The 20,729-nt window shown below is 46.0% G+C and carries 19 protein-coding genes; 17 read left to right on the top strand and 2 right to left on the bottom strand.

Features of this window, described 5'->3' with window-relative positions:
• Window positions 1-21 precede the first annotated feature (21 nt).
• The 13 genes from TWT_RS02490 (at window position 22) to TWT_RS02430 (ending at window position 12,095) form a co-directional block, all read left to right on the top strand.
• Entirely contained in the window at window positions 22-1,122 is a 1,101-nt protein-coding gene (locus tag TWT_RS02490) for an MraY family glycosyltransferase (RefSeq protein WP_011102572.1), read from the top strand.
• A 40-nt stretch (window positions 1,123-1,162) separates the two neighbouring features.
• On the top strand, window positions 1,163-1,600 hold the full coding sequence (locus TWT_RS02485; RefSeq protein WP_011096289.1) for a hypothetical protein: 438 nt from the start codon (window positions 1,163-1,165) through the stop codon (window positions 1,598-1,600).
• Window positions 1,601-2,416, top strand: coding sequence for a F0F1 ATP synthase subunit A (atpB, locus tag TWT_RS02480; RefSeq protein ID WP_011096290.1), 816 nt, complete (start codon window positions 1,601-1,603; stop codon window positions 2,414-2,416).
• 43 nt (window positions 2,417-2,459) lie between these two features.
• Window positions 2,460-2,687, top strand: a complete 228-nt coding sequence (gene atpE / locus TWT_RS02475; protein WP_011096291.1) for an ATP synthase F0 subunit C — start codon at window positions 2,460-2,462, stop codon at window positions 2,685-2,687.
• A 21-nt stretch (window positions 2,688-2,708) separates the two neighbouring features.
• Window positions 2,709-3,227, top strand: coding sequence for a F0F1 ATP synthase subunit B (locus TWT_RS02470; RefSeq protein WP_011096292.1), 519 nt, complete (start codon window positions 2,709-2,711; stop codon window positions 3,225-3,227).
• Entirely contained in the window at window positions 3,217-4,005 is a 789-nt protein-coding gene (locus tag TWT_RS02465) for a F0F1 ATP synthase subunit delta (protein ID WP_011096293.1), read from the top strand. Before TWT_RS02470 ends, TWT_RS02465 begins: the two co-directional genes overlap by 11 nt.
• A 10-nt stretch (window positions 4,006-4,015) precedes the next feature.
• Window positions 4,016-5,644 (top strand): F0F1 ATP synthase subunit alpha, encoded by a 1,629-nt coding sequence (gene atpA, locus TWT_RS02460; RefSeq protein WP_011096294.1) that lies wholly within the window; start codon window positions 4,016-4,018, stop codon window positions 5,642-5,644.
• Window positions 5,645-5,663: 19 nt separating this feature from the next.
• On the top strand, window positions 5,664-6,674 hold the full coding sequence (locus TWT_RS02455) for a F0F1 ATP synthase subunit gamma (RefSeq protein ID WP_011096295.1): 1,011 nt from the start codon (window positions 5,664-5,666) through the stop codon (window positions 6,672-6,674).
• 48 nt (window positions 6,675-6,722) lie between these two features.
• A complete protein-coding gene (atpD, locus tag TWT_RS02450) occupies window positions 6,723-8,147 on the top strand; it encodes a F0F1 ATP synthase subunit beta (protein ID WP_011096296.1) in 1,425 nt (474 codons plus the stop codon).
• 1 nt (window position 8,148) lies between these two features.
• The gene (locus tag TWT_RS02445) at window positions 8,149-8,433 is read left to right on the top strand and encodes a F0F1 ATP synthase subunit epsilon (RefSeq protein ID WP_011096297.1); all 285 of its coding nucleotides are present in this window, start codon (window positions 8,149-8,151) and stop codon (window positions 8,431-8,433) included.
• Between the two features lie 171 nt (window positions 8,434-8,604).
• Entirely contained in the window at window positions 8,605-8,877 is a 273-nt protein-coding gene (gene rpsO, locus TWT_RS02440) for a 30S ribosomal protein S15 (protein WP_011096298.1), read from the top strand.
• Window positions 8,878-8,912: 35 nt separating this feature from the next.
• On the top strand, window positions 8,913-11,129 hold the full coding sequence (locus TWT_RS02435) for a polyribonucleotide nucleotidyltransferase (protein WP_011102569.1): 2,217 nt from the start codon (window positions 8,913-8,915) through the stop codon (window positions 11,127-11,129).
• A gap of 27 nt (window positions 11,130-11,156) precedes the next feature.
• Window positions 11,157-12,095, top strand: coding sequence for a cation diffusion facilitator family transporter (locus TWT_RS02430; protein WP_011096300.1), 939 nt, complete (start codon window positions 11,157-11,159; stop codon window positions 12,093-12,095).
• Here the strand turns inward: TWT_RS02430 and TWT_RS02425 are convergent.
• Together TWT_RS02425 and TWT_RS02420 are read right to left on the bottom strand one after the other, a co-directional pair.
• The gene (locus tag TWT_RS02425) at window positions 12,079-13,158 is read right to left on the bottom strand and encodes an AI-2E family transporter (RefSeq protein ID WP_011096301.1); all 1,080 of its coding nucleotides are present in this window, start codon (window positions 13,156-13,158) and stop codon (window positions 12,079-12,081) included. The genes TWT_RS02430 and TWT_RS02425 overlap by 17 nt on opposite strands.
• Window positions 13,159-13,168: 10 nt before the next feature.
• Window positions 13,169-14,860, bottom strand: coding sequence for a DivIVA domain-containing protein (locus TWT_RS02420; RefSeq protein ID WP_011096302.1), 1,692 nt, complete (start codon window positions 14,858-14,860; stop codon window positions 13,169-13,171).
• A 65-nt stretch (window positions 14,861-14,925) separates the two neighbouring features.
• Between TWT_RS02420 and TWT_RS02415 the strand changes: the two genes are divergently transcribed.
• From TWT_RS02415 to ligA, 4 genes are read left to right on the top strand one after another with little or no spacing between them, the layout of a single operon-like run.
• The gene (locus TWT_RS02415) at window positions 14,926-16,560 is read left to right on the top strand and encodes a hypothetical protein (RefSeq protein ID WP_230440456.1); all 1,635 of its coding nucleotides are present in this window, start codon (window positions 14,926-14,928) and stop codon (window positions 16,558-16,560) included.
• A complete protein-coding gene (locus TWT_RS02410; protein ID WP_033799965.1) occupies window positions 16,560-17,708 on the top strand; it encodes a cysteine desulfurase family protein in 1,149 nt (382 codons plus the stop codon). The genes TWT_RS02415 and TWT_RS02410 overlap by 1 nt, the downstream gene beginning before the upstream one ends.
• Before the next feature lie 22 nt (window positions 17,709-17,730).
• Window positions 17,731-18,810, top strand: a complete 1,080-nt coding sequence (gene mnmA / locus TWT_RS02405; protein WP_011102564.1) for a tRNA 2-thiouridine(34) synthase MnmA — start codon at window positions 17,731-17,733, stop codon at window positions 18,808-18,810.
• Window positions 18,797-20,683: an NAD-dependent DNA ligase LigA gene (gene ligA, locus TWT_RS02400; protein WP_033799964.1), complete on the top strand. Its 1,887-nt coding sequence runs from the start codon at window positions 18,797-18,799 to the stop codon at window positions 20,681-20,683. The genes mnmA and ligA overlap by 14 nt, the downstream gene beginning before the upstream one ends.
• The last annotated feature ends 46 nt before the right edge of the window (window positions 20,684-20,729 follow it).

Genomic DNA, 20,729 nt, shown 5'->3' with positions numbered 1-20,729 from the left:
TTGTGTGGGGATGAATAGCATTTGATTGTTTATCTCTCTGTGGCCCTTTTTGCGGCGCTTGTTACTGCTACTTCGGTCTATTGTCTTTTGAAAATTGCCCCGAAGTTTTGGGCGCTCAGGGAAGTGCGCCCTCGCGATGTGCACACAGTACCAACACTTCGCATAGGTGGGATACCCATGTTTGTGGCATTTTTGTTTTCCATAGCACTCGCGAGGTTTATACCTTATTTTTCAGATGTCTTTCGTACAGCGGATCCGGTTCTAACAAGCCTGGTTATAGCAGTTTCTGTTATAACGCTTTTGGGATTTTTAGACGATCTATTTGAGTTGCATTGGCTTATAAAGCTTTTGGGGCAAATCTTTTCTGCTGCAATAGTTAGTGTCATGAGCAGGGGTATTTTTCACTCCTTTACAGGTGGGGATCTTTCTTGGCTTCTTACCATTGCAAGTATCGTTCTGATTGTCACGACAATGAATGCAATTAACTTCATTGATGGGCTTGATGGCCTGGCTGCTGGTGTCTGCCTCATTGGTAATGGGGTGTTTTTTGTTTACATATATTTCTTTACTCGTGAGATTTCCCCGAGTAACTACTTTAACCTGGTCGGCCTTCTTGCGGCCATTTTGTTTGGAATATGTGCAGGGTTTATACCATTCAACTGGAGACCTGCAAAGCTATTTATGGGTGATTCTGGGGCATTGCTTCTCGGGTTGGTTATGTCCGTTGCGGCCACGACAGCAGTTGCTCAAGCAAGCGCCGTTACATTTGTAAGACGTGCACATTATGTTCCAGCATTTATCCCAATACTCCTTCCTTTTGCTGTGCTCGGATTACCAATTTTGGATTTACTTTTTGCGATTATGAGGCGGCTTTTATCTTTTAAAAGTCCGTTTAATCCCGATAAAAAACATCTACACCATAGGATGCTGCATATGGGACACTCTTCTGTTGCGACTGTTGTTATTTTTTATGCTTGGAGTGGGGTTGTTTCTGTTGGAATGTTACTTTTTTTGTTTACTTCGACGATTTTTGCCGTTCTTTTTTTGCTGTTTGGGGTGCTTGTGTGTTTGATCTTTACGTTTTTACCCATAGTGAGGAAAAGGTCTTGGAATCGAAATTAAAAATAACACCGGGTGTAACCTTGAGAAATAATGCAAGCTAATGGCTGCCTCGCGCACTAATAACGCCGACTCGGTTATCCTGCTTTTTCGCAGGATTCTCTTGGTGTGTCCTGCCTTTACACTTGTGTCCTATTTACTTTTGGGTATTCTGTTTTTCTATATTGCAGGCCAAAGAGGTGTGCTCGGAGTTCTTTTGAGTGGTGCATTATCCGTTTTTTTTATGTCCAGCACTGTGCTAAGTATGATTGTCGCAGGCAAATTCAGGAAGAGTCCATTGTTTCTTAGCGCATTACCCCTAGCTGTTATGTCTGGGTGGGTCGCAAAAATAGTTGTTTCTCTGATTTTTGTATTTTCACTAAAGAATCAAATGTGGTTTGACGGATTTGCATTTTTTTTATGCACAACACTAATCTGCGTTGGAAGTCTCGTAATCGATACACTGCTTGTTCTTCGTAGTGGTGTTTTTGATAGTATCTGAGTGTCTATTGTGTTTTCAGGGGGTGGTTTGCTTCTTTCTGATTCGTGTCAGGCAGGAGAGTTTTGTGGACCCTCTGTTGAGGAGTTTGCACCCTCTGCTCTTTTGTTTCACGGGACTTTTCTAGAGGTGAATCGGATTATTCTTATTCGGTTTCTGGCTGTTGGTTTAATAATCGCTTTTTTTTGGCTCTCCCTCCGTAGGCCTAAGCCGGTTCCGGGAAAATTTCAGTCTCTTATTGAATTGTGTTTGGAATTTGTCCGTAAGAACATAGCTGAGGACATCCTTGGCAAAGATGCCCATCGATTTCTTCCTCTCTTGACCGGCATTTTCTTCCTCACTTTGTCTATGAACATAATGGGCATTATTCCTGGGCTCAATATTGCTGGCACATCTGTTATTGGGCTCCCTCTGGTAATGGCCCTTGTTGCCTCTGTTTCATTTGTTTATGCGGGTTTTAAAAGGCACGGTTTCCGTTATATGTCTATGACGCTTTTCCCCGCCGGTGTCCCACGCCCGCTGTATATTCTCGTTGCCCCAATAGAGTTCCTTTCTGTGTTTATCTTGAGGCCGATAACCTTGACCCTGAGGTTAACTATGAATATGATGGCCGGCCATCTTCTTTTGGTTCTTTGCTTCCTCGCAACTGATTTTTTGTTCTTCACCGTTGGTGGGGCTTTCGCGGTTTTAGGTATTGGCACTTTATTGATCGGGCTTGCTTTTACCCTTTTTGAAATTGCAGTTTGCTTTTTACAGGCTTATATATTCACCCTTTTAACGGGGGTTTATATAGAGCTTTCACTTGCTGATGAGCATTGAAATAGATGTTTTTGGAGAATAACGAAATGAATGGAGATTATGCATGGGTAGTGTTCTTGCTGAAGTAGCTGGCAGTCTTGCATCTATTGGCTATGGACTTGCTGCAATTGGTTCCGCAATTGGGGTAGGTATTGTTGTTGGTAAAACGGTTGAATCTGTTGCAAGACAACCAGAATTGGCCAAACGGCTCACCGTTTTGATGTATGTTGGTGTTGCATTTACTGAGGCTTTGGCTCTAATAGGTATTGGGACTTACTTTCTGTTCAGGTAGCTCTCCGAAAGTTGTAGGTATATGAAGTTTGCACAACCCCACAATCCGCTGCTGCCTAGTGTTCCGGATATTGTATTCTCGGCCATTGTTCTGGCTATTGTTTTACCATTTTTTTGGTGGTTTGTTATTCCGAGAATTAGTAAGCTTCTGAGTGATCGATCCTCCCTGATAGAGGGAAAGATTTCGGAGGCTGCCTCTGCGCATGCCCGCGCGCTCGAGACCCTTGAGCTCAGAAAACAGCAGCTAGATGAGGCAAAATCCGAGGCTTCGCAAATTAGGCAAGAGGCGCGGGATGATGCCCAGCTGATACTACAACAAGCCCGAGAGACAGCCGATGAAACAGCTGAGCGTGTCATGCTTCACGCGAGGGAGCAAATTCAAGCCGAGAAGGCTGCAGCTCTTCTTTCTTTGCGTTCGGAGATTGCAACCTTGGCTCTCGCCGCAGCAGGTAAGGCTGTTTCCGAGAAACTTGATGACGATAAAAAGTCTCGTGAATTGGTTAGTGCATCTATCGCAAAGATGGCTGAAGATGCCGGGTAGCTCGTCCAGGTCATCTCTCGCGCATTTGCGCAATCGACTCAGTGAGTGCAGCGATTTACAGAGCTTATATGAAGTGGCAGTTCTATTGGCGATTTCTCGGCGCCTTCGCTCATCTCTTGTATCCCGATCTCTTAGTTGTGTCTCAAAACAAAAGCTTATTGCGGAACTTACTGGAAAGGATCCGGATGCCTTTATCTGTATGGCAGTTAGCCTTCGCTGGTCGGAGCCAATTGATCTTCTGTATGCCTTTGAGGAGATGTTTATAAGAGCGTCTTGCACGCGTCGATTTGCAGATTGTCGGGATTTTTTAGATGAGCTTTTCTGGGTGTCAAGCATTGTTGATTCGCATAAGATTCTTGATAAGACTCTAAGCGCGCGTTTTCTGCCCGCATATTCGAAGAAACAATTGATTTCCGGCGTGTTTGCCGGAGCTCACGAAGGCACTTTGGCTGTTCTTGAATATTTTGCATGCTATATGCAAAAGAAAAGAGCGTTTCGTGAATGTGTTTTTTTTGCAGAGAAAATAGTTGCTGATGAGCTTGGTGCACAAATAGCAGATGTAACAACCGAAAGGCCATTATCGCGGGAGCAGAGGGATGAGTTAGTTGATGTGCTTTCTAGGCGTTTCAAAAGAAGAATTATTTTGCGCGAGGTTATTAATGAAAAAGTCTTCGGAGGTGTCAGGGTTCAGGTGAATCATTCAGTGATAGATGATACTGTCGCTGTTCATCTGAATAACTTGGCTCTTTCTTTTGGTGCACTTGAAACTTTTAGCTGAAAAGGGGGATATGTCTAAACAACCGATAATCACTTCTGAGGAAGTAAGGGGGGTTATCCGCAATCTCCTGGATTCAACTCTTTCTGCAGCGAGAGAGGCAAATGAATTTGAGGTCGGCAGGGTTGTCGATGCAGCCGATGGCGTTGCTCATATTGAAGGCCTTCCGGCGCTCATGGCGAGTGAGCTTGTCGAATTCTCTAATGGCACTTTCGGAGTCACGCTAAATCTGGATGAAGATTTGGCTGGAGTAGTTGTTCTTGGGGAGTTTGATGGAATCGTTGAGGGAATGGATGTCAGGTCAACCGGACGGGTTCTATCAATTCCTGTTGGCGACGCCTTTCTTGGTAGGGTTGTAGACCCACTTGGCCGTCCTGTAGATGGCTTAGGTGAAGTGCCCCACGAGACCTATAGGGAGCTTGAATTACAAGCCGCAGGTGTTATGCAGCGGCGGTCTGTTCACGAGCCAATACAGACTGGGATAAAGGCCATTGACACAATGATTCCAATCGGTAGGGGTCAACGCCAGCTTATTATTGGCGATAGGCAAACCGGAAAGACCACTATTGCAATTGACACAATTATCAATCAGAAAGATAACTGGTCGGACCCGGAGAAGCGTGTTTTTTGTATATATGTTGCTATTGGCCAAAAGGGCTCGACAATTGCGGGGGTAAAGCGTGTCCTTGAAGAGGCGGGGTGTATGGAATATACGACCATAGTTGCAACCCCCGCGTCTGATCCGGCGGGCTTCAAGTACATCGCTCCATATTCTGGATCTGCTATCGGTCAGCACTGGATGTATCAGGGCAGGCATGTTCTCATTGTCTTTGATGACCTCAGCAAACAGGCGGAGGCTTACCGAGCGATTTCACTTCTCCTGCGGCGCCCCCCAGGCCGTGAAGCGTATCCGGGTGATGTTTTTTATTTACATTCCCGGCTCTTGGAGCGTTGCGCGAAATTGTCAGACGAAATGGGTGGTGGTTCAATGACTGGCTTGCCGATTATCGAGACAAAGGCTAACGATATCTCTGCATATATACCGACTAATGTTATTTCTATAACAGATGGCCAGATTTTTCTACAGTCAGATTTGTTCAATGCAAATCAGAGACCCGCAGTTGACGTGGGGATCTCGGTCTCCAGGGTTGGTGGTGACGCCCAGATAAAGTCGATTAAAAAAGTGTCTGGGATGCTAAAGTTGGAGCTTGCTCAGTACAGGGCACTTGAGGCGTTTTCCATGTTTGCGTCTGATCTTGATGCTGTCAGCCGTCGCCAGCTTGACAGGGGCGCAAGACTTTCTGAATTGTTGAGACAACAGCAACAGTCTCCTTATCCAGTTGAGGATCAGGTTGTGTCGATTTGGGTGGGGTCGAATGGCTATATAGACGATATACCGCTTTCTGATGTATTAGATTTCGAACGTGATTTGCTGGAATACCTGAGAAATAGAACCTCTATTCTTGACGATTTGCGTACATGTGGTGACCTGACAGATGCTCTTCTCGAACGCTTGAAGGAGGCCGTAGAGTCCTTTAAAAACAAGGTCTATTTTATGCGGGTCGATGAGCGCGAAAAGGATCCTCTGGAGGACGAGAATATAGGTCAGGAAGAGTTAGTTCGTTCACGTCGGGCGAACTGAAAGCTCGGAGGTTTTCTGTATGGGTGCGCAGCTTAGGGTATATCGCGGAAAAGCAGCCTCAGCATCGGTGACGAAGAAGATAACCAGCGCTATGGAATTGATTGCTGCCAGCCGAATCGTGAGGGCGCGTGAGAAATGTGGTGCTTTCGCTCCATATGCGGCTGCATTGTCTCGTGCCGTCTCAACCGTATTGAGTTATTCTGATGAAAGGCATCCGCTTATTACCCAGATTGAGCATCCGAGACGGTCCGCCATCCTTGTGTTTGCGTCGGATCGAGGACTGGCCGGTTCGTTCAATGCGCAGGTTATGAATGAGGCTGTGCAGCTTGGAGATAATCTGACAGAACGGTCAATTGAGACAGATTATTATCTAATTGGCCGCAAGGCTGTGAATTTTTTTAATTTTAGAAAAATACCGTTTGTACAAAGCTGGATTGGAAGCTCAGAGCGCCCAACATTTGAGATGGCTCAGGAAATAAGCAGAACTATTTTTAGCTGTTTTTTACCCGCGAGACAGGATAACAAGCATGATTTGGGGGCACAGGTTGTTGAGGCAGAAAATATTGATATGCCTCATACACCCGATATGGGAGATATGCAAAATAATACCTTTCGGCGTAAAGTTGACGAAGTTTATATTGTGTTCAATCGTTTTGTAAACCTGGTAAACCAAGTACCAACTGCCTTTCGTCTGATCCCAATGGAGGTTGTGGATGAGGTTTCCTCATCATCCAATATTCAACGGGAACATGATAGGCCCGTTTTGCCTCTTTACTCTTTCGAGCCAGATGTAACATCGGTTTTGGATGAGCTTTTGAAGGAATATGTTGAGAGCAGGGTATTTGACACACTACTTCAGTCAGCAACCGCAAAACATGCTGCCACTCAACGGGCTATGAAATCTGCGAGTGATAATGCCGACAAGCTTATAGAGAAATACACAAGACTCGCGAATAATGCGCGCCAGGCGGAGATAACTCAGCAGATCTCTGAGATTATCGGAGGTGCTGGTGCCCTCGATTCAGGCTGAATGTTTCTGTGATTGTTTTGTATATTAGGATGCGGATGATTGGAGATTATGACAGGGGATGCAGTTGGGCGGATAGTGCGGGTTACGGGCTCTGTCGTAGATGTGGAGTTTTCACGCAATAACCTTCCTGGCGTTTTTAACGCCTTGAAGACCCGTGTAAACCGTTCTGGAAAAGAAATTGAGATAACCCTTGAAGTTGCTCAGCATCTTGGTGACGACTTGGTCCGTACGGTTGCCATGCAATCTACTGATGGTCTAATAAGGGGTCAAGAGGTGCTTGATACCGGTGGACATATCACTGTCCCTGTAGGTGATGCGACAAAGGGAAGGGTTTTTAACGTTGTTGGTGAGGTCTTAAACAGTAACGGCGAAGATATCAAATTTGATGAGTATTGGTCTATACACCGCAAGCCGCCAGAATTTAGTCTTCTTGAAAGTAAGACTCAGCTTTTTGAAACTGGCATTAAAGTTATTGATCTTCTAACCCCGTATGTTCAGGGCGGTAAAATCGGACTCTTTGGTGGTGCTGGTGTTGGTAAAACTGTTCTTATTCAGGAAATGATACAAAGAGTGGCCCAGGATCATGGCGGTGTATCGGTTTTTGCCGGGGTTGGTGAGCGTACGCGCGAGGGTAACGACCTGATTCGCGAGATGCAGGATGCTGGTGTTTTTGATAAAACCGCTCTTGTTTTTGGACAAATGGATGAACCTCCCGGCACACGCCTTCGTGTCGCCCTAAGTGCCCTTACGATGGCAGAATACTTCCGAGATGTCCAGAAGCAGGATGTCTTATTGTTCATAGATAACATTTTCCGTTTCACGCAAGCAGGATCAGAGGTGTCTACTTTGCTTGGACGTATACCCTCGGCTGTTGGATATCAGCCAAATTTAGCTGATGAAATGGGTGTCTTGCAGGAGAGAATTACATCAACACGAGGTCACTCAATTACTTCTCTTCAGGCGATCTATGTGCCGGCAGATGATTATACGGACCCAGCCCCGGCAACAACTTTTGCTCATCTTGATGCGACAACTGAACTAAGTCGTGAGATTGCCTCAAAAGGCTTGTATCCTGCTGTTGACCCGCTTGCGTCAACCAGTCGCATACTTGATCCAAAATACATTGGTAAGGATCATTACAGGGTCGCAGTTACAGTGAAACAGATTCTGCAAAGAGATAAGGAGCTGCGGGAAATAATTGCAATTCTCGGGATTGATGAGCTATCAGAAGAGGACAGAGTTACAGTTGCCCGCGCCAGGCGGATTGAGCAGTTCCTGAGTCAGAATACATATATGGCAAAGAAATTTACGGGTGTGGACGGATCAACTGTCCCGCTTCAGGAAACAATCGATGGATTTGATGCAATCTGCAGAGGTGACTGCGATCATATTCCAGAACAGGCCTTTTTCAATGTCGGCGGACTTGAGGATGTTGAGCGCAAGTGGAGTAAGCTGCAAAAGGAATTAGGTTAAATTGGCCACCTTTGAAACGAAAGTTGTTTCTGCGAAGTCATTTTCGCTAACATGCAGCGCAACTCTTGTTGTTGCGCGCACTCGCGCTGGAGAAATAGGAATTATGGCTGGACATGAGCCTTTACTTGCGGCACTTGTTCCGGGGTCTGTAAAAATCTTTGATTCGGTAAATAGCGTTCGTGCCCTCAAAACAGGCCGCGGGTTTTTATGTATGAATAACAATGTTCTCGAGATTGTTGCCTCGGATATAGAGGTCGATACACTCGAGCAGTTGCACGGCGCTTAGAATTATTCACATAAGGTGATCGCACATTCGGCTGTGCCGCGTTTGCTAGATTTGTTTGCATTATATATAATCGGGCTGTTCGCGTTTTGCGCTCCTCGTTGCCGGGCTTTGTTTTCTGGATTGCTCAGGGATTCGTCGTTTGTGTATCGGGTGGCCTTAGAGAAGGAATATATGGCTAGAAAGCTCGACATGGATAAGGGTGCGATTATCTCTGAGTATGGGCTTTCAAAGGGTGATACAGGATCCCCAGAGGTGCAGATTGCCCTTCTCACAGCGAGAATAGCGCGGCTTACGCAGCACCTGAAAGAGCATTCTTTTGATCATCACTCGCGCAGGGGTCTTATGCTCATGGTTGGCCGCAGGAGGCGTCTTCTTTCTTATTTGCACGGGGTTGATGTTAGCCGGTATCGCGCGATTCTCAGCAACCTCGGTTTGCGCCGCTAGGTTTGGCTTTGTACTTCGTGGATTGGATTTTCTAGTTGGATGACGTGCAGTTTTCTGAGGGAGTGATAGATAACGGACGGTTTGGCACTCGCACGATTAGGTTCGAGACTGGCCGTCTCGCGAGGCAGGCTCAGGGCTCCGTCGTTGCTTATCTGGATGGCGAGACGATGCTTTTGTCTTCTACCAGCGTCGGCAAGCAGCCGAAGGAAGATTGTGATTTTTTCCCGCTCACGGTTGATGTCGAGGAGCGTTCCTATGCTGCAGGAAAAATACCGGGTTCATACTTTCGTCGTGAGGGAAGGCCCTCCACAGAGGCTATTCTTGCATGCAGGCTGATTGACAGGCCCCTGCGGCCCAGTTTTAATGCCGGGCTGCGGAATGAGGTTCAGGTAATAGTTACTGTTCTTAGCATTGCTCCAGGCGAATTCTATGAAGCTTTGGCAATAAATGCGGCGAGTGCATCAACCCTTGTATCTGGCCTGCCTTTCTCTGGCCCAATTGGCGGTGTGCGTCTCGCTCTTATAGATGGTCAGTGGGTTGCCTTTCCGAGATATGAAGACCTGTCCGGGGCCGTGTTTGACCTAACTGTTGCAGGACGGGTGTTTGTCAATGAGTCTGGCAAGGAAGATATTGCAATCATGATGGTTGAGGCAGAGGCCACAGAATCTGCCTGGGATCTTATTCATTCTCATGGCGCTAAAAAGCCCAATGAGGAGGTTATTGAGGAAGGAATCGAGTCAGCAAAGGTCTTTATACGTACCCTGTGTGACATACAGCGTGATTTGGCAAGCAAGTTGTCATTGAGCCATACGGAGCCGGATTTGTATCCGGATTATTCCGATAGTGTACATTCCTTTGTGGAGGGTCTGGTTAAATCTGACCTCGAGAAAGTCTATCGGGGCAATCATGATTCGGGATACGCTCCGAATGCTTTATCTGCGTCCGATGAGATAAAGCAAAAAGCGTATGATGCTTTTCATGACGCAGTGCTCTCGGGTCGATTCGATCAAGATAGCCTTTCTCAGTTTCCGCATGCGTACAAGGCGGTCCTAAAAGATGTTGTTAGAACTTGCGTTCTTGAGGGTTTTGCCCGAATGGATGGTCGTGGGCTTTCCGATATACGCCCCTTGGATGCGGAGGTCCAAGTTGTCCCTCGCGTTCATGGATCGGCTGTATTTCAGAGGGGCGAGACACAGGTCTTGGGCGTTACAACCCTTAATATGCTCAAAATGGAGCAGCAGATAGATTCTTTGGCGCCGATTGTATCAAAGCGGTATATTCATCACTACAATTTCCCCCCGTATTCAACGGGCGAAGTCGGTCGTGTTGGTAGTCCGAAGCGCAGGGAGATAGGTCACGGCTTCCTTGCCGAGCGCGCACTTGTTCCGGTTCTGCCGAGCCGCGAAGATTTTCCGTATGCAATCCGACAGGTTTCAGAGGCATTGGGCTCCAACGGCTCCACATCCATGGGTTCTGTTTGTGCCTCGACATTATCGCTTCTGAATGCCGGTGTTCCACTTCGGGCGCCAGTTGCTGGAATAGCTATGGGTCTTATCAGCGGTCGTGTTGATGGCGAAATGCGATATGTTACGCTAACGGATATTTCCGGCTCGGAAGATGCTTTGGGGGATATGGATTTTAAAGTTGCTGGGACATCTGATTTTATAACTGCGCTTCAGCTTGATACGAAGCTCGATGGGATTCCAGCACATGTTTTGAGTGAGGCTCTGGCACATGCCCGGTCTGCGCGTTTGGCAATTCTAGATGTTTTAACTCGCGTAATAGATTCTCCCGATCAGATGTCGGAATATGCCCCCCGTGTTGTAAGAGTAAAGATTCCTGTTCAAAAGATTGGCGAGCTGATTGGTCCAAAGGGTAAGGTGATAAATTCCATTCAGGATGAGACAGGTGCGGAAATTTCTATCGAGGATGATGGAACGGTGTATATAGGATCATCTCAGGCCGATTCTTCAGAGAAAGCCGTCGCAATGGTGAATTCCATTGTAAACCCAGTAGAGCCTTGCGTTGGTAGCCAGTTTCTCGGGACTGTTGTAAAAAATATGCCCTTCGGTTCTTTTATAAGTCTTGTTCCTGGTAAGGATGGCTTGCTTCATATATCTGAGATACGTAAGATGGTAGACGGGAGACATCTTGAAAGTGTCGATGAGGTCCTGAGCGTTGGTCAGAAGGTGCTTGTTGAGGTATCAAAGATCGACGATAGGGGTAAATTGTGCCTTGTCGCTGTCAAGTAGCCGCGCTCCTGCTTTGGCGCTAGTTTCTTGTTTGGGGTCCTTTTGCATGGTCATACGCATTCTTCTTTTGATGTACATATAAACGTATCTATTTATAAACGTTTATTTATTGCTCTTTGTCTCACCGTTGGCTTTACGCTTATTGAGCTACTTGCCGTGTATCTTAGCGCGTCAGTTACTTTGGCATCCGATGCGGGGCATATGTTTATAGATTCACTCGGCCTTTTTAATGCACTTATTGCGGCAAGGCTTGTTGCCAAATCAAATAGAAATTCACATAGGACTTATGGGCTCTATAGAGTTGAGGTGTTTTCTGCCGGAGTGAGTATTTTGATTATGTTTTTTCTGGCTTTTCTTATAGCAAAAGAGTCGATTATGCGTCTTGTGTATCCTGAAGAACATATATCAGGATGGGTGATTTTTGTAACGGGTATTGCAGGTCTCTTGGTGAATCTTTCTGCCGTCCTCGTGTTGCATTCTGCCAAACAAAAGGGGATTAATCTCAGAGCCGCATACATGGAAGTGCTTTCTGACGCCATTGCGTCTGTCAGCGTTATGTTGTCGGCAATACTCATTATTCTGACAGGGCTAACTATTATTGATTCAATAGCTGCGATTGCCATAGTTCTCTTTATTTGCTACCGTGCGGCAAAACTTGGCAAAGAGGTTATTAGAATCCTTTTGCAAGCTTCACCTGTTGATATACAAGAGGTGGAAAGCAGTTTGCTTGGAATTGATGGTGTGATTTCAGTCGATCACCTGCATGCGTGGACCTTATCGGACGAAAAGCACATTGCGACGGCGAATATTCTAATTCACAAGCAGACAGATCAGAACAAAGTCCTAGTGGAAGCGGAAAGAATTCTTTATGAGCAATACGGCATCTTGCATACGACCCTGCAAATATCTCCGATGCGACTCGAGAGCAGATTGGCATGCGGAGGGCCCGTTATTTCGCATCGATGAGGACCCGTTTTATAAGTACGACGATACTTGCTGCGGCTGGAACAGCCACCACAGCACCAGGAACACCTGCCAGCATTCCACCTGCTAGGGCTGATATAACCACTAAGGATCCTGGGACAGAAACCGCCTTTTTCATTATTTTTGGGCTTATTACATACGCTTCAACATTCATATACACCAGATAGTAAATCACAACCGCCCAGACCGTCCACCCCTGTGCAGAAAAAAGGGTTATACCAGATATCAGGGCTGAGCTTGAAATAGTGCCGACCAGCGGAATCATAGATCCTATGAAAGCTATAAAGGCCATGAGTATCGGATACTTAAATTGCAAGATTGAAAAAATAAGAAGGGTTAAGGTTCCATTTATTGACGCTAGGAGAAATTGTCCGGCCGTGTACCGTCCGACAGATGACAGGACATCCTCAAGCGTATCTTTTACGAATTCCCGCCTTGAAGCCGGAACAAGTTTGTACCCTGTGGCTTTTATCGTTGGCAGTGTGGCACTAAAATATATTGTGAGTATCAGTACAATCACTATTCCGGTGACAGTATTCACTATTCCGATGCCTATGTTAACCACACTACCGGTTATGGTTGTTACATTGTTTTGAATCCATAACCATCCTTGCTGTAATAATTCATTAAAGTCAAAATCAGGGATAGCTTTTCTTAAGAGGGAAATAAACTGCCTGTAATTCCCCTCCGTCATAAATGAGCTTACCGTCTTCCATAAAAGAGCTGTTTCGCTTGTAAGTATCGGAATAATAAGCCAGAGGGCAACCCCCAGAAATGCACTGAAAAAAAGAAGAAGTAACACAACTGACACACCACGTGAAATACCGAGCTTTACAAGCGCTGAAATCAGCGGTTCGATTGCCAAAGTAATAAATAGCGCAAGGCCAATATACGCGAATAAAACACCCATGCGAAGGATGAGGAGACAACACAAAATACCTAAACCAACACCAAGGGTTGCCCTAAACCCCGTTAGGAAAGGCTGGTAGATGTGAAAGACGCCCGCTGTGCGTTTATCGTTATTCGACGTGTCTATACGGCTCATACAAAAATTTTTATTGATTATCCTGTTTATCTGTCGCTTCATGAAGCGTGCATGAATCGTCTGACACGCTGGAGGGGATATCTGTGCTGTTGAGCGCGGTTGCCTGAACAATTTCACTTAGATTCTGAAAATATGATGCGATGCTATCGCGCTCCGAGCGCAGATCAACAAGCTGCTTTTCAGTCTCCGCTATGAGTTCATATTTCTCCGCCCGTGCTTCGCTGAGTATTTGGGAGGCCTGCTCTTTTGCTTCGCTGAGTATTTGGGAGGCCTGCTCTTTTGCTCTGAAACGCAGATCTTCACTTTCCTTGGTTGCCGACTCCTTCATTTGTTCCAGATAAGTTCTTTGGTCCGCAATTTCTCGATTTATACTCCCTAGAGTTGCGCTCGCTTGGTCAATGTAATTCTTCAGTTGCCCAACAGCCTCATCTTGCTCCAATTTCAGCCTGTTATTCGCCTCTTGCCTAAGTCCCGCAAGTTCTGCTTCAAGCTCTGCTCGGATTATTCCAGATCGCTGTGTTAGCTCCTCGATTTCCGCTTCACCGGCAGACCTCTTCTGCGCAAGTTCTGCTTCAAGCTCTTGCAGTCTTTGTCTCCTTTCATCATCAAAATTTTGCCTAAGTCCCGCAAGTTCTGCTTCGAGCTCTGCTTTTCGGTGACCCATAAGTTCGTTATGTTGGAGCATAGCTTGCTCCATACGGTTTTTATTTTCTATAAGTTCTCGCTCTATCTGGAGGTTTAGGGCGGTTTTCCTTGCAATATCCTCCTGCTCTTTCGCTCTTAGTTCAGCGATTTCCCGACTCAATTCAGCGCGTCTATTCACCGATTCCGATGCTAGATCTGCCTCGAATACCTTTCTTTTCTGTTCAAGCTCAACCCGTAGCGCTTCGCGTTGAGCATTTAGAGACAGTTCTGTCTGTGCTTCAAGCTCCTTTATGCTAGATTCTTTTTCTCTGCATTCAGCTTCAAAATTACCTCTTCTATTCGCCAGCTCTTCCTCGAATCGCGTTTCTTGTTCGGTAATTTCCTGTTGTATTTTCAAGTTTTTTTGTTGCAACCGACTAAACTCTTGATTCGCGTTGTGCAGAATCTGAGAGGCCTCTTTCTCGGCTGACGCCTTGAGGGATTCAATTTCCCTTTGGGCAACGGTGCGCATCTCTGAAACCTCGGTGTTAACTGCTGAGCGAATTGAATTCGCCCCCCTTAGGGAATCCTCGCGAAGCCTGGAAGAGTTTGTTTTAGCTGCGGCCATTATGTCTTGCGCCTGCTTTTCTGCGGAAGACACCATTTCCTTGGCATTCTCTTTGGCCTGTTCAAGCTTGCTTTCAAAAAACTCTCTTGCCTCTCGGCGTAAATTGTTTACTTCTTCGGTGGCCGTTTTTCTGAGCCTTGCCGCTTCTGCTTCTGCCTCTGAGAGCAGTCGTTGTGCCTGCTGTTCGGCCATTTTTAAGGAGGTTTCTAAATGCGAGCCAATTCCGGAAAATCTTGATTCTTTCATTACATCAAGCTCACGCTGCAAAGAGGAGATTCTTTGCTTAAGATCGCTTATATCGCCATCTCGATCTTCTATTTGCTGTTTTCTGGCCGCATTTTCCGCACGTGCCGCACTCAAATCCCTTAGTAGACTTGCAATTCTCCTATCTACCTCATCGCGATCATATCCACGAAAGACCTGCGGGAACTCGCTTTGCTTTTTGTTCAAAACAACACCTCTTATGCATACAATTGTATGCACGATTTTACTGCTTGGGGTTTGGGGTTCTCGTTTTGCGGCTGAAGATTAGCGTATTTTGCTTGCTCTTTGCCGGTATTTTTTTACTTGCCTCAGCTGTTTTGCAGCAGCTTTTTTTTGTGGAGTTGTTTGGCTATAAGAAAGATCACTTTTCAACTTCTTCTGGCTACATACTTCTTCGTGAAAATGAACTTTTTGAGCAGCCTGATATGTCAGTTCAGGTCTCTATTACCCCAAGGGGTAATCCGGAGCCTTTTGAAAAAAGTGCAGGTATATACACCGCATACTCTAGCGAAATACAAGAATGGCTCAAACATTACTCATACAGCGTCTTCGATTTTGCTGCAAATACGCTCAGCCTCGGTGGTTCCGGGAAGGATCCGATGAGTTTTCTTGCTCGCAATAGGGATTTTTTTATATCTCAGGAATTGCCGGATAAGAATGGGAGGATACGCCTTAATCCACCGAGAGGTGTTTCGGTTCTGCTGCAGATTCCAGGCCCTGCGATGGTTGAGGTTGTGCGGATAACGCCTATGGCGGGGCTGTTTATGTGGCTCCCTCTTATTGTTGGACTTCTCTTAATTACCCTCGGGCTTATCGTTTATGTTTGGAGCAAATTCAAGTCCAAACGGAATCCATATGGTCGTCGATCTACGTACATAAGTGGGTACACTAAACGCAGGCCTTTGCGGCATTTTTTTACATTTATAATCTGTTTACCTCTGGTTGCTGGTACCTCGATAGCTTGTGGGTCGGATAAGGATAATATCTCGAGCCTCGAGCTTCTGCGCGAAATGCATGCTCATAAAATCGCAAAAAGAGTTGTAGAAACGCTGCATGTCGCAGATTCAAGACTGTCTGACCCACAGTCGGCTATGGCGGGTACCGCACTACGCCTCAGGCAGGCGGCCTACAAGGTACTTCGTAAAAATAAAAATGCCAAGGTTGATCTGCCAGCTTTTGATACTGCCGCTTCTGTGAGGCTTATTCTCCCGGAGAATACAAAATCGTGGCCCAGAGTCCTTTTGCTTGTTATCGATAGCTCCGATGGTCCGTCAGGCGAAAAACTTCCGCCTTTGGCTGTTCTCCTTAGACAAAATAACCCTCTTGATAACTATCTAATAGAGTATCTCGCGAGACTCACGCCCAATATTGTGCTTCCAAAACTTCCAACTGCAGAGGATGGTTCGATCCTAGTGCGTCCAGAATCGAAATTACTTGCCGTGCAACCGAGCGATATTATTGCTAAATATCGTGCCATGCTTAATACCGCTGGGTCAAGCAAGTTATTTGATCAGTCAGCTGATATCTTGGCCTCACAGATTCGCTCTAGCAGAAGTGCAAAGCAGAAAAGTCTTGCCGGTAACTCAATAATTATTTTCCGCGATAGACAGTCTGGGCAGATAGGGATGACAACTGCAAATGGCGGAGCACTTGTCTTTGTAGATATGCTTGAGCTAGAGAGAGTAATTCCGAGCGGTGGATACAGTATTGTTCCGCAATCCGGCGGAGAGGTCAGCTTGTTATCCGGGATTGTTTCCTCTCTCAGAGGTATCGAGACAACTTACTCTAGCCAGCTTTTGTTCTACATTCCTACTGTTGGGTCGAATGAGAGAATAGCTCTTTTGGGCTTTACTCGGGGGATTGCCTCTGCCAGAGAAGTGCGTTGATGTTCGGTACTTATCTAGACTATGCTGCTCATGCCCCCTTGATGCCTGAAGCTGCCGCCGTTTATCAGGAGTTTTGCAATATGCCCGGCAATGCTTCTTCATCGCATTTCTATGGCAGGCATATGCGTGCTGTTATTGAAAAGGCAAAAGAAGGAATCCTTACTGCACTAAACGCTCCACCCGGGACGGAAGTTTCCTTTACAAGCGGAGGAACAGAATCTATCAATACCTGTATATATGGGACATATCTATTCAGAAATTCTTTTGTTAGTCATATAAACGATGGGAATATCAGCAAAAAGATTATTCTGGCCAATCCTGCAGATCACACGGCGCAGCTCAGCAGTATAAAGAGTTTGCCTTATGCCGAGATAGTATGGCTGCCGATTGATAAATATGCAAGGGTGCTTCCTGATAGCCTCGAGCAGGCAATACTGCAGAAGGATCCAAATAAAATTGCTCTTTTTGCTTGCACGTGGGTTAATAGCGAGCTCGGTACGATCTCTCCAGTTTATGACTACGCCAGGATATGTCAAACATATGATATTCCTGTCCACATTGATTCCGTTGCGGCAACCAGTTTAATTGATTTTTCGCGGCTGGTTGGGAAAGTTTCTCTCTCAATTGCAGGTCACAAAATTGGAGCACCCCCCGGCACAGGTGCCATTTTGTCATCATTCTCGTTTCCACCACTTTTACGAGGTGGGAATCAACAAAGACTCAGGTCTGGGTCGGTGGATCCGCTTGGTTCAACATCCCTGTCTATTGCATTAAACAGAAAAGTTCAATCTTTGAGGGCATTGCGACAGCGCTTGGTCGAGGTGGTTTTGTCTGCCGTTCCAGAGGCAGTTGTAAATTCTGACACTCAGGACAGTAGTGACGCAATTCTTAATGTTTCGTTTCCCGGCTGTTCATCTGACACGCTGCTTTATCTGTTCGATGAGGCAAAAATAGCTATCTCATCCGGTTCCGCCTGCCATTCCGGGGTTATTCAGCCATCACATGTCATGAGCGCGGTGGGCCTCAAGCCAGATTTGGCAAAGGCAACACTCCGGTTTTCCCTTGGCTGGGCTAGTACATTTGATGACATAGAGGTACTGTCCCAAAATCTTGGTGACATATACAAAAAGGCTTTGATCGCGAAATAAATTCACGTATAGAGTATTACCTGTGAAGGTCTTGGCTGCTATGAGTGGCGGTGTCGATTCCGCCGTCGCCGCCGCGCGTGCGGTAGATATGGGTCACGATGTCGTTGGAGTTCACTTGGCACTCAGCCGTAGTGCTTCTGGCAAAAGGGGCTGTTGCACCCCTCGGGATGCGCAAGATGCTGCCCAGGCTGCACAGGCAATTGGGATTCCGTTTTACGTGTGGGACTTTTCTGAGGAGTTTCAAGAGAAGGTTATTGATAATTTCATTTCAGAGTATTCTGCCGGAAGAACCCCAAATCCATGCCTTCGTTGCAATGAACACATAAAGTTTTCTTCACTTCTGCGGCGTGCCTTAGCTCTCGGCTTTGACGCTGTTTGCACAGGTCATTATGCTCGTGTTTTCTTGGATGAAGATGGAACCTATCAGCTTCATAGGGCGAGTTCTTGGGCCAAGGATCAATCATATGTTTTAGCTGTTCTGCAACAGGCGCAGCTAAAGCACTGTTATTTTCCACTTGGTGCAACCCCATCAAAGAAACTCGTACGTCAGGAAGCGGACGAAAGAGGGCTCAAGGTTTCCAAAAAGCCAGACTCTCATGACGTATGTTTTATTCCGAGCTCTAATACGGGAGCCTGGCTGTCACAGAGGATTGGCAGACGGGACGGAGATATAATCGATGATCTCGGTCAGAGAGTTGGCTCTCACACTGGCGCGTTTGCATACACTGTGGGCCAAAGGAAGGGCTTACGTCTATCTAGTCCAGCCTGGGACGGAAAGCCACGTTATGTTTTAGATATTGAACCTATCAGTAACACGGTTGTTGTTGGCCCTCGCGAATCTCTCAGGGTCGATGAGCTCTCTGGTGCGTTTACAACAACAGGATGGTGTTTTACCTCTCGGCCTATTGAGTGTTCAGTTCAGGTTAGGGCTCACTCGGATCCTGTTAGCGCAATTGCATTTATTCGTGACGATGTTCTTGTGGTAAGACCTGATGAACCCGTTTTTGCAGTTGCAAAGGGGCAAAGTGCGGCTATTTATCGTGGAACAAGAGTTCTTGGACAGCTTATGATTGACAACACGAAGAAATATGCCTCATCCTGACGGGGATCTTGATAGACGCATTGAACTTCTAACGGCCCAGATAATTGCGGCACGGAAGGCGTATTATCAAGAGAACACCTCTCTCATGAGTGATGTTGAGTATGATGCCCTGGAGCATGAGCTAAAAGATGCCGAGCATGCAAAAGGCTTTTCTGACCGCAATTCACCTAGCTTAACAGTTGGGATTGCCGCACAGCTAAACCTATTTGAGCCCGTGAAACACATCGAGCCAATGTTGAGTTTAGATAATGTTTTTTCGCTCGATCAACTCCATTCATGGTACGAAAAGACAAAGAAGATTTGCCCTGAGGGTGATCAATGCACATTTGTTTGTGAGCTGAAAATTGATGGCGTTGGTGTGAGTTTGCGTTATGCAAACGGGTATTTGATTTCAGCAGCTACCAGAGGTGATGGTGCTATCGGCGAGGATATAACCCAAAACATGTTATATGTTCCGTCCATCCCTCCCAGGATCGCTTTACCGGGAATATTTGAAATTCGCGGCGAAGCTTTTATAAAGCGCGATGAGTTTGACAGAATAAACCAATTGTCATTGGAGCGTAGCAAGCAGTTTGCGAATCCAAGAAATTTTGTAAGCGGATGTATAAGAACAAAAACACCAAATATGCGATACTTGGAGTCAATTTCCTTCTATGCTCATGGATTTACGCAAGTTTATGGATATACCTCAGGAGGTATGAATCTTCACTCTGATATAACTGCTTCTGGCGGCGTTAAGACTGAAATAGAACATGGTATGTTTTCTGCATATTCCAGGCTGTCTGAATGTAAAATCCCAGTAAACTCGTACAATCGCCTGTGCACTAATTTCTCTGAAATCGAGTCTTATATTGAAAACATTCGATTGAATCGGCAGTGCGTTCCGTACGCAATCGACGGTATCGTTGTAAAGATCGATAGCCTCCAAAAACAGGCACTTTTAGGCAGTACAACAAAAGCACCACGGTGGGCTGTTGCGTATAAATTTCCTTCTGAATCTACTGTAACGCGTCTTCTCGATATAGAAGTGAGTGTTGGAAGAACGGGACGTGTAACGCCTTATGCCGTTCTTCAACCAATTCAACTCGATGGGTCTGAAGTATCGCGTGCAACTTTGCATAATCAGAAGGTAATAGGTGATAAGGATTTACTAATCGGTGATTACGTGAGGATCAGAAAAGCTGGCGATATTGTTCCCGAGGTGCTTTGCGCCCTGCCAGAGAAACGCGATGGCAGTGAGGTTTTATTCAAGATGCCATCGCTCTGTCCGTCGTGCGGTGCAGAACTTATGCCAAGTAAGTTAGGGGATATCGACCTTAGGTGTCCAAATATGCAGAGCTGTCTTGTACAGCTCGCGGGACGTCTTGAGTATATAGGTTCACGCGGTGTGCTGGATATTGCTTACCTTGCAGAAGAGAATGCATACGCCCTGAGTCACCTTAGAAAGTTCGGAAAGTCTGCGGAGGTTCAACTCTTTAAAATTACAATTGATGATCTGGTTGCTCTTGAATTTATGTATAAAGGAAACATGCGATCGCCTTTTCGTAAAAAGGGTGATAGTTTCCCAGGATTTGAGGAACCCACAAAATCTGCACAGGATATGGTAGATAGTATTGAAAGAGCAAAGCGGTCCCCACTCTGGAAATTTCTGCTCGCGCTAAATATACGTCATATCGGTCCCGCATCCGCAAAGGCTCTGGCAGATCATTTTGGCTCTATTGAATCCATAATAAATGCCAAAATAGATGAATTGCTGAAGGTTAGATCCTTAGGAGAAACAATAGCTATTTCGGTGCATGACTGGTTTAGAGACCCATGGCGGGTGGAATTGGTTAATACTTGGCGTTCCGATGGAGCACTTTTTGGGCATTAAAGATTTCAGTTCCAGCATTTGCGTTTTTATTTCGTTTGGTGAAACT

Source organism: Tropheryma whipplei str. Twist, from assembly GCF_000007485.1.
Taxonomy (GTDB): domain Bacteria; phylum Actinomycetota; class Actinomycetes; order Actinomycetales; family Microbacteriaceae; genus Tropheryma; species Tropheryma whipplei.
The sequence above is the reverse complement of the archived record's forward strand: the minus strand, read 5'-3'. Positions and strand labels throughout refer to the sequence as shown.

What these genes read in the sequence shown, in the direction of transcription:
- TWT_RS02410 (WP_033799965.1), top strand. Translation starts at nt 16,560, where the DNA reads ATGTTCGGTACTTATCTAGACTATGCTGCTCATGCCCCCTTGATGCCT.
- rpsO (WP_011096298.1), top strand. Translation starts at nt 8,605, where the DNA reads ATGGCTAGAAAGCTCGACATGGATAAGGGTGCGATTATCTCTGAGTAT.
- TWT_RS02465 (WP_011096293.1), top strand. Translation starts at nt 3,217, where the DNA reads ATGCCGGGTAGCTCGTCCAGGTCATCTCTCGCGCATTTGCGCAATCGA.
- TWT_RS02455 (WP_011096295.1), top strand. Translation starts at nt 5,664, where the DNA reads ATGGGTGCGCAGCTTAGGGTATATCGCGGAAAAGCAGCCTCAGCATCG.
- TWT_RS02485 (WP_011096289.1), top strand. Translation starts at nt 1,163, where the DNA reads ATGGCTGCCTCGCGCACTAATAACGCCGACTCGGTTATCCTGCTTTTT.
- TWT_RS02470 (WP_011096292.1), top strand. Translation starts at nt 2,709, where the DNA reads ATGAAGTTTGCACAACCCCACAATCCGCTGCTGCCTAGTGTTCCGGAT.
- ligA (WP_033799964.1), top strand. Translation starts at nt 18,797, where the DNA reads ATGCCTCATCCTGACGGGGATCTTGATAGACGCATTGAACTTCTAACG.
- TWT_RS02425 (WP_011096301.1), bottom strand. Translation starts at nt 13,158, where the DNA reads ATGAGCCGTATAGACACGTCGAATAACGATAAACGCACAGCGGGCGTC.
- atpD (WP_011096296.1), top strand. Translation starts at nt 6,723, where the DNA reads ATGACAGGGGATGCAGTTGGGCGGATAGTGCGGGTTACGGGCTCTGTC.
- atpA (WP_011096294.1), top strand. Translation starts at nt 4,016, where the DNA reads ATGTCTAAACAACCGATAATCACTTCTGAGGAAGTAAGGGGGGTTATC.
- atpE (WP_011096291.1), top strand. Translation starts at nt 2,460, where the DNA reads ATGGGTAGTGTTCTTGCTGAAGTAGCTGGCAGTCTTGCATCTATTGGC.